Source organism: Nocardia sp. NPDC049190 (assembly GCF_040648115.1).
GTDB lineage: Bacteria > Actinomycetota > Actinomycetes > Mycobacteriales > Mycobacteriaceae > Nocardia.
This window is the reverse complement of sequence record NZ_JBEZDE010000004.1, coordinates 299,768-307,119: the sequence shown is the minus strand read 5'-3', so window position 1 is coordinate 307,119 and position 7,352 is coordinate 299,768. Positions and strand designations below refer to the sequence as shown.

The window sequence follows — 7,352 nt, the reverse complement described above, 5'->3', positions numbered from 1 at the left end:
GGCCGCACCCTGTCGGAAGTATTCGACGACAACGGCCAACAAGGCTACAAGGGCAGCGCGATCGCCAACTTCCCCAATATGTTCTTCCTACTCGGACCGAACGTCGGCCTCGGGCACTCGTCGATGGTCTACATGCTCGAATCACAGATCAACTACATCGCCGACGCACTGTCCACCGTCGACCGGATGAAACTACGTACCGTCGAGGTACGCCGGGACGTGCAGGATGCCTACAACAAAACCCTGCAGGCGAAAATGGCGGGCACCGTATGGCTGACCGGCGGATGCTCCAGCTGGTATCTGGACAAGCATGGCAACAACACCATGGTATGGCCTGATTTCACCTTCGAATTCCGCAGAATGACAAAGACTTTCGATGTGGCGGCCTACACCACATCGACCTTCCCAGCCGACCAGGAAGCGCGTCTAGCCAGATCGCCGAGTTCGTTGTTCAGCTAGATCGGAGGATTAGTCGTGGCAACTGAATTGGATGAACGATACGATTTCGTCGTATGCGGGGCCGGGTCGTCAGGGTCGGTGATCGCTGGCCGGTTGGCGGAAAACCCCGACATAAGAGTCCTTCTTCTGGAGGCGGGCGGCTCCGATGACGCTCCCAGCGTGACCGAAGCACCTCAGTGGCCGTTGAATCTCGAGAGCGAACGCGATTGGGGTTTCGCGTCAGAGCCTGATCCGAGGCTTCTTGGACGCTCGATATTGTTCTCGATGGGCAAAGTGCTGGGCGGCGGCTCGAGTATCAACTCGATGATCTGGGCACGCGGACACCGTAACGACTGGGACCATTTCGCATCCGAATCCGGTGAACCGGCTTGGGGATACGACCAAGTCCTGGACCTGTACCGGGACATCGAGGATTGGCAGGGCATCGGGGAACGCCACCATCGGGGTAGGGGGGGACCGGTGTTCGTACAACCGGCTCCTGACGCGCATCCGGCCGCCGCGGCGACCGTGGAAGCGGCCAGAACGATCGGGATTCCCACCTATCAGAGCCCCAACGGACGGCTGATGGAGGACATCTGCGGCGCCGCCGTCACCGACTTACGCTGGCATGCCGGGAAGCGACTGTCTGTCTTCCGAACTTACGTCGCCCCGCATCTGGGAAAGCCGAACCTCACAGTTTTGACGGATGCGCTTGTGACGCGGGTGACTCTCCACGGCAACCGAGCCACTGGTGTCGAGGTCGTCCATGGTGGCACGGTCCATCGTGTGAGCGCCGACGCCGAGGTGGTGTTGTCACTCGGCGCGATTCACACCCCCAAGGTCCTGATGCAGTCCGGCATCGGAGACGAGGACGAACTGCGTCGCGTCGGAGTCCCCCTCCGCCAGCACCTTCCCGGGGTCGGACGCAACTTTCACGACCACTACGGCTTCGATTGCGTCTGGGAATTCCCCGAAAATCTGCGAAGCAGCACTCAGCCAGGGGCGGCGCTGTTCTGGGACTCTGGAGCCGCAGGCATAGAAGGGCCCGATCTTTTCGCATATTTTGGACCCTTCCCCAAGTCCACTCCCGAGAACGTAGCGAAATACGGTTTGCCTGATAACAGTTGGATATTGTTCGGGTCATCGACGCACCCCAAAAGCCGCGGCCGCTTGAGGTTATCGGGGCCCGATCCCGCCGACCCAGTCCGGATCGAAGCCAATGCGCTGTCTCACCCCGACGATCTCAAGTCCGCGATCGCGTGCATCGAAACGCTGCGCGAGATCGGCAACTCCGCAGAGCTTCGCCCATTCATAGCGCGCGAGGTCATGCCTGGCGGCGGCCTGTCGGGTGCTGAGCTGGAGACCTACTTGCGCAATGCCGTGACGACCTATTGGCACGAGTCCGGGACGGCCAAGATGGGACGCGACGCTATGTCGGTGGTCGACGGACACCTCAAGGTCTATGGCATCGACCGCCTGCGCGACGCTGACGCGTCCATCATGCCGCGCGTCACCTGCGCCAACACCATGGCCCCGTGCGTGGTGATCGGCGAGCGCGCTGCGCAATTCATCAAAGCCGAGCATCGGTTCTGAAGTACCTCATGGCATGGCCTGTGCCCGAAGACGACACCATGCCGAGGTCGATCCGTATCGCGCAGAGCCCTTCTCCTGGTCGACTGCTCTAAGAATAAGTCCAGAGAAGCTTCAGTCACTCAACTGAGCACCGCGCCGCCGTCCAGGGTAAGCACGGAGCCGGTAGCGTGCGGCTGGGTGAGGAAGAAGAGATATGCCTGGGCAATATCATCGACTTCGCCGATACGGCGCAGCGGGGTGTTCGCCGCCGTGTCGCGATAGAACTGGTCGCGGATATCGTCGGGGAAGGTCCACAAAGGCGACCGGATCACACCAGGCTGGACGGCGTTCACCCGAATGGGAGCGAGTTCAACTGCGAGGGCACGGGTCAACGCTTCGATCGCGCCGCAGAGGCTGGACGGCACTATCGAACCGGGGACCGGGCGCGGACCCGCGGTGCCGGTCGTCAACGTGATCGAACCGTCCGGCCGCAGCCTGGACGCCGCAGCCTGGACCGCGGTCAGGATGCTGAAGTAGCGGAGTTCGAAGAACTTTCGGGCTGCGGCTACGTCGAGATCGGCCAGCGGGGACGACAACAACTCCTCACCAGCCGTATACACCAAGTGGTCGAGCGCGCCGAACTCACCGAACAGATCACGTACTCTGCCGTCATCGGTGAGGTCGGCGACCAGGCCGGTGCTACCAGTGGGCAATGCGGCCAGCGCGCGTTCGACATTGACGCGGCGGCTCGAGACAACGGTGACTTTCGCACCCTGATCGGCTACAGCGGAGGCGACCGCGAATCCGATACCGGAGGTGCCGCCGAGCACGACGACATGTTGACCCGCCAGGGGCATGGGCTGATCCTTTCCGTTCCAAAGTGGCCCCTCTACCTTGGCTCTCGGCGACCAACCGGGTCCAAGACTTATCTCCGCCGCTGTAATACCCTGAAGGCATAATGGCTGATGTCGATCTCCGGAAGCTACGCTATTTCGTCGCGGTGGCCGAACAGCTGCACTTCGGCCGGGCGGCCGAACAGCTGTACATCGCCCAGCCGGTGCTGTCGCGGCAGATCCGGGCGCTGGAAGACGAACTGAGCGTGCAGCTGTTCGTGCGGGATCGACGCTCGACTGCTCTCACCCCAGCTGGAGAACAGTTGCTGGCCGATGCCCGCCCGTTGCTGGCTGGCGCACAGGCATTGCGCCGCAGGGTGCTACGCGCGGCCCGCCGAGCCGACACCTTTACTGTCGGCTTCATGCCCGGTCTCATCGTGACCCCGCCAGTGCGGGCCATGGCCGACCGTCATCCCGACCTCACCCTCGAACTGGTCCGCACTACCTGGGACGACCAGACCACCGCGATCCATGACGGCCGTGTCGACGTCAGCTTTGTCCGGTTCCCGATCGACGCGCAGGGTCTGTCCGTGCGACCGCTGCACACCGAACCGCGGGTCGTAGTGGTCTCTGCCGACCACCGGCTTGCCGGCAAAAAAACCGTCGACGTCGCCGACCTCGCCGACGAACACCTGTTACAGGTCCCCGACCTGGTGCCCGAATGGCGCGGCGTCGCCACCGAGCTTCGGATCGGGCGAGCGGATGTGCCTGTCTTCCACAGCGTCGAGGAGAAGCTGGAACATGTCGCCGCGGGCCGCGGCATCGTCATTCTTCCACTGTCGGTCATGACCTTTTACACACGTCCGGACATCGCCTACCTCACGGTGCGCGATATTGCGCCCAACCAAGTGAGCCTGGCCTGGGGCGCAGACCGACACAGCCTGCTGATCGAGGAGTTCGCCGACCTCGCCGCCGCCCTCGGGCCACCCGTCACGCGTGAGGCGCTGGGTGCGAGGGATCGATGACCGAGACCGGGAACACCCGTGCGTGCGTCACTGGCCTAGTTGACGGAAGCGGTCTCAGTGCTCACCGGTGCGACGCATCCGTTTGCCGATGGCCACCACCGGCCGCGGACGCCGCAGCTACCAGGGAAGACCGGGCAGCGAACGAGGTATCGTTAGCTCTATGAACACTCAAATGTTGCAAATCCGCTGCGATTTGTGTGTTGTGATGTTGTGACCAACACTTCCGGAGACGCGTATCCCCTCGCGGACACGATGACCACCACGGTTGCGGCGCACGATGCCGCGACGGTGCTGACGGTGGCCGGCGAGGTCGATCTGGCGACTGCACCGGCGCTGGAGAACGCGATCGAGGCCATCCTCAGCGGTAAACCCGCGGCCCTGATCATCGACCTCACCGCGGTCAGCTTCCTCGCCTCGGCGGGCATGGCGACGCTGGTCGCGGCCCACCAACGCGCAGGCGCCGCGACCTCGATCGCGGTCGTCGCCGACGGCCCCGCGACCAGCCGCCAGCTGAAGATGACCAGCCTGGATCAGGTGTTCGCGTTACATTCCACCCTGGACGCCGCCCTCGCGGCGTTCCGGCTGAGCTGACCGGGGCCGCTGCCGCTGCCGTACTCCTCGACAACGGCAGCGGCCGGCTCACACCAGCTCACGCAACCGTTCGATCAGCCTGACCCGCTCGGCGGGTGTCGCCGCCATAGGGACGACGTTCAACACGGTGACACCCGCCTCCTTGAAGGCCGCGACCCGCTCCTTGACGTAGCCCGCGGGACCGACAAGCGAGATGTCGCGCACCAGGTCGTCCGGCACGACTTTGGCAGCCTCCTCCTTCTGGCCGCCAAGATACAGCTCCTGGATACGGTCGGCCTCCGCGCCGTAGCCGTATTTCGTGGCCAAGGTGTGGTAGAAGTTCTTGCCTTTGGCACCCATCCCGCCGATGTACAGCGCGAGATGCGGCTTCACGAACTGCAGCAGCGGCTCGACGTCCTCGCCGATGGCCAGCGCCGGACCCGCGTACACGTCCAGTTCGCCGAGCGTGGGATCGCGTTTGGCGAATCCCGCCGCGAGCGCGTCGCCCCAGACCTGCTCGGCCCGCTCCGGCAGGAAAAAGATCGGCTGCCAGCCCTCGGCGATCTCCGCCGCCAGCGCCACATTCTTCGGACCGAGTGCGGCCAGCAGCACCGGAATGCGTTCCCGCACCGGGTGATTGATCAGCTTCAGCGGTTTGCCGAGTCCGGTGCCCTCCCCGTCGGGTAGTGGAATCTGGTAGTACTTGCCCTGGTATTCCAGGCGCTCGCGCCGCCACACCTTGCGGCAGATCTCGACCAACTCCCTGGTGCGACCGATCGGCGCGTCGTAGGGCACGCCGTGGAAGCCTTCGATCACCTGTGGGCCCGACGCGCCGAGACCGAGCACGAACCGCCCCTCGGAGACGAAGTCCAAGCCCGCCGCGGTCATCGCCGTCAGGCTCGGAGTCCGGGTGTAGATCTGCAGGATGCCCGAGGCCAGCTGTACGCGCGTGGTCTTGGCCGCGAGGTAGCCGAGCGCGCTCACCGCGTCGAACGAGTACGCCTCGGGCACGAACACGATATCCAGACCGGCCCGCTCCAGGTCCGCGACTTCAGCCGCGGCCTCCTGGAAACCGCCCGAGTAATTGATGCCCAATCCGATCCTCATAGCACTCAACCTAACGAGGGTGCCGCGCGGCCCGCCACCGGCCACACGGGAACGCGCGAGTGGAGTGGTCGCCACCGGAACCATCGGCACAACCGAGTAGCGTTTATCCCGGATCGTCCTCCTCGCCGCAGAACGAAAGGCATCATCCTCGTGTCGCAGACCAGCACGTCGTCCACGGAAACTGCGTCGTCCTTCGGCGAGGCCACCCTCGCGCAGTACCTGACCGACTTGGCCGCCAAGCTTCCCGCCCCGGGCGGCGGTGCGGTGGCGGCGCTGCACGCCGCGCAGGGCGCCGCGCTGGTGGCGATGGTCGCGCGCTACACGACCCGCGCCAAGGACGCCGACAACCGCCCGGTGGTCGACCGCATCATCGCCGCCGCCGATGCCGCGCGCGGGCGCGCGCTCGCGCTGGCCGATGCCGACGCTGCGGCGTTCACCGCCGTCGGCGTTGCCTACCAACTGCCGAAGGACAGCCCGGAGCGACTCGCCGCCCGCACCGCCGCGATCAACGCCGCGCTGGTCGAAGCCGCGCGAGTTCCCGCCGCGGTGGTCGACGAAGCCGACGAGGTGCTGTCGCTGGCCGCCGAGCTGTTCCCGATCGGGAACCCGAATGTGATCACCGATATCGGCGCCGCCGCCGACGCCTGCCGCGCCGCCGCGGCCAGCTCGCAGCTCAACATCGAGATCAACGTGGCGTCGCTCCCCGCGGGCGAGAGCGACCGCTTCGCCGCCGTCCTGGTACGCATCGACGAGCTCACCGCACGCGCGGACGCACTGCATGCCGATGTCGTGCACGCGGTGCGTAAGTAGCGCAGGCGTCGGGGCGGCGACGCCCGGAGGGCACCCGAGACTGGCGTTCCGCCAGGCTTCAGACGGGCGGATTCCACGGAGCGAGCACGATCTTGCCACGCACCCGGCCGGATTCACTGAGCTGGTGCGCTGTCGCGACCTCGGCCAGCGGCAATACCTGGTCGATCGTGACGCGCAGAGACCCGCGCTCGACCATGGTGGCGATCTCCCGCAGCGACACCCCGGAGGGTTCGGCATAGAAGCGCTCGTAGCGCGGATCCGCCCCGGCATCCGAACCCTGCGTGTCGATCAATCTGCCGTCGGGACGTAGCGTCGCCGCCGAACGGGAGCCGTATGCGCCGCCGATCAGGTCGAGCACGATGTCCACATCACGGACCAGGGTGCCGAAATCGGCTGTGGTGTAATCGATCAGCTCGGCGACGCCCAGCTCACGCAGATAGTCGTGGTTGGCGGACCGGGCGGTGCCGATCACATACGCGCCTCGATGGTTCGCGATCTGCACGGCAAGGTGTCCCACACCGCCCGCGGCCGCATGCACGAGAATTCGCTGCCCCGCGCCGATCGCGGCCAGCGCCTGCCACGCCGTCAGCGCGGCGGACGGCAAGGCCGCCGCGTGCGCGTGGTCGATGGTCCGCGGTTTCGGTGCCAGCGTATGTGGCTGCGCGACAACGTATTCGGCGTACGCCCCGCCGAGCACCATGCCATATACCGCGTCCCCCACTCCGAACCGGTCTACGCCGGGGCCGAGTTCCTCGACGATACCGGAAACGTCGAAGCCGAGCGTGAGCGGCGGTGTGCCCAACCCGTCGACCAGCCCGGCACGCACCTTCCAGTCGGCCGGGTTGACGCTGGTCGCGGCGACCCGCACCAGTATCTCCCCCACGCCGGGACGCGGTTTGTCGACCTCCACGATGTCGAGCACTTCTGGGCCACCGAAACGTGTCTGGGTAATCGCGAGCATGCGACGATTCTCCGGCGCATGGTACCTTTTGGAAAG

The 7,352-nt window shown here is 65.4% G+C and carries 7 protein-coding genes and 1 pseudogene; 5 read left to right on the top strand and 3 right to left on the bottom strand.

The window, feature by feature from the left end; translation table 11 throughout:
* Together AB0B25_RS06725 and AB0B25_RS06720 are read left to right on the top strand one after the other, a co-directional pair.
* Positions 1-459: pseudogene (locus AB0B25_RS06725) on the top strand (4-hydroxyacetophenone monooxygenase); the annotation flags it as partial.
* Positions 460-474: 15 nt separating this feature from the next.
* Positions 475-2,031 (top strand): GMC family oxidoreductase, encoded by a 1,557-nt coding sequence (locus tag AB0B25_RS06720; protein ID WP_357175733.1) that lies wholly within the window; start codon positions 475-477, stop codon positions 2,029-2,031.
* Between the two features lie 119 nt (positions 2,032-2,150).
* Here AB0B25_RS06720 and AB0B25_RS06715 read toward each other — a convergent pair whose 3' ends face one another.
* Positions 2,151-2,867 carry an SDR family oxidoreductase gene (locus tag AB0B25_RS06715; protein ID WP_357175730.1) on the bottom strand — a complete coding sequence of 239 codons (717 nt, stop codon included), beginning with the start codon at positions 2,865-2,867 and terminating at the stop codon, positions 2,151-2,153.
* A gap of 101 nt (positions 2,868-2,968) precedes the next feature.
* Between AB0B25_RS06715 and AB0B25_RS06710 the strand changes: the two genes are divergently transcribed.
* Positions 2,969-3,868: a LysR substrate-binding domain-containing protein gene (locus tag AB0B25_RS06710; RefSeq protein WP_357175728.1), complete on the top strand. Its 900-nt coding sequence runs from the start codon at positions 2,969-2,971 to the stop codon at positions 3,866-3,868.
* A 252-nt stretch (positions 3,869-4,120) separates the two neighbouring features.
* The gene (locus AB0B25_RS06705; protein WP_357175785.1) at positions 4,121-4,459 is read left to right on the top strand and encodes an STAS domain-containing protein; all 339 of its coding nucleotides are present in this window, start codon (positions 4,121-4,123) and stop codon (positions 4,457-4,459) included.
* A gap of 48 nt (positions 4,460-4,507) precedes the next feature.
* Here the strand turns inward: AB0B25_RS06705 and AB0B25_RS06700 are convergent, their stop codons facing one another.
* Positions 4,508-5,545 (bottom strand): LLM class F420-dependent oxidoreductase, encoded by a 1,038-nt coding sequence (locus AB0B25_RS06700; protein ID WP_357175726.1) that lies wholly within the window; start codon positions 5,543-5,545, stop codon positions 4,508-4,510.
* Positions 5,546-5,695: 150 nt separating this feature from the next.
* Here AB0B25_RS06700 and AB0B25_RS06695 point away from each other — a divergent pair, with 150 nt between their 5' ends.
* On the top strand, positions 5,696-6,355 hold the full coding sequence (locus AB0B25_RS06695; RefSeq protein ID WP_357175723.1) for a cyclodeaminase/cyclohydrolase family protein: 660 nt from the start codon (positions 5,696-5,698) through the stop codon (positions 6,353-6,355).
* Between the two features lie 58 nt (positions 6,356-6,413).
* On the opposite strand, the gene AB0B25_RS06690 is transcribed toward AB0B25_RS06695, so the two are convergent.
* Entirely contained in the window at positions 6,414-7,316 is a 903-nt protein-coding gene (locus AB0B25_RS06690; protein WP_357175721.1) for an NADP-dependent oxidoreductase, read from the bottom strand.
* Positions 7,317-7,352: the final 36 nt, after the last annotated feature.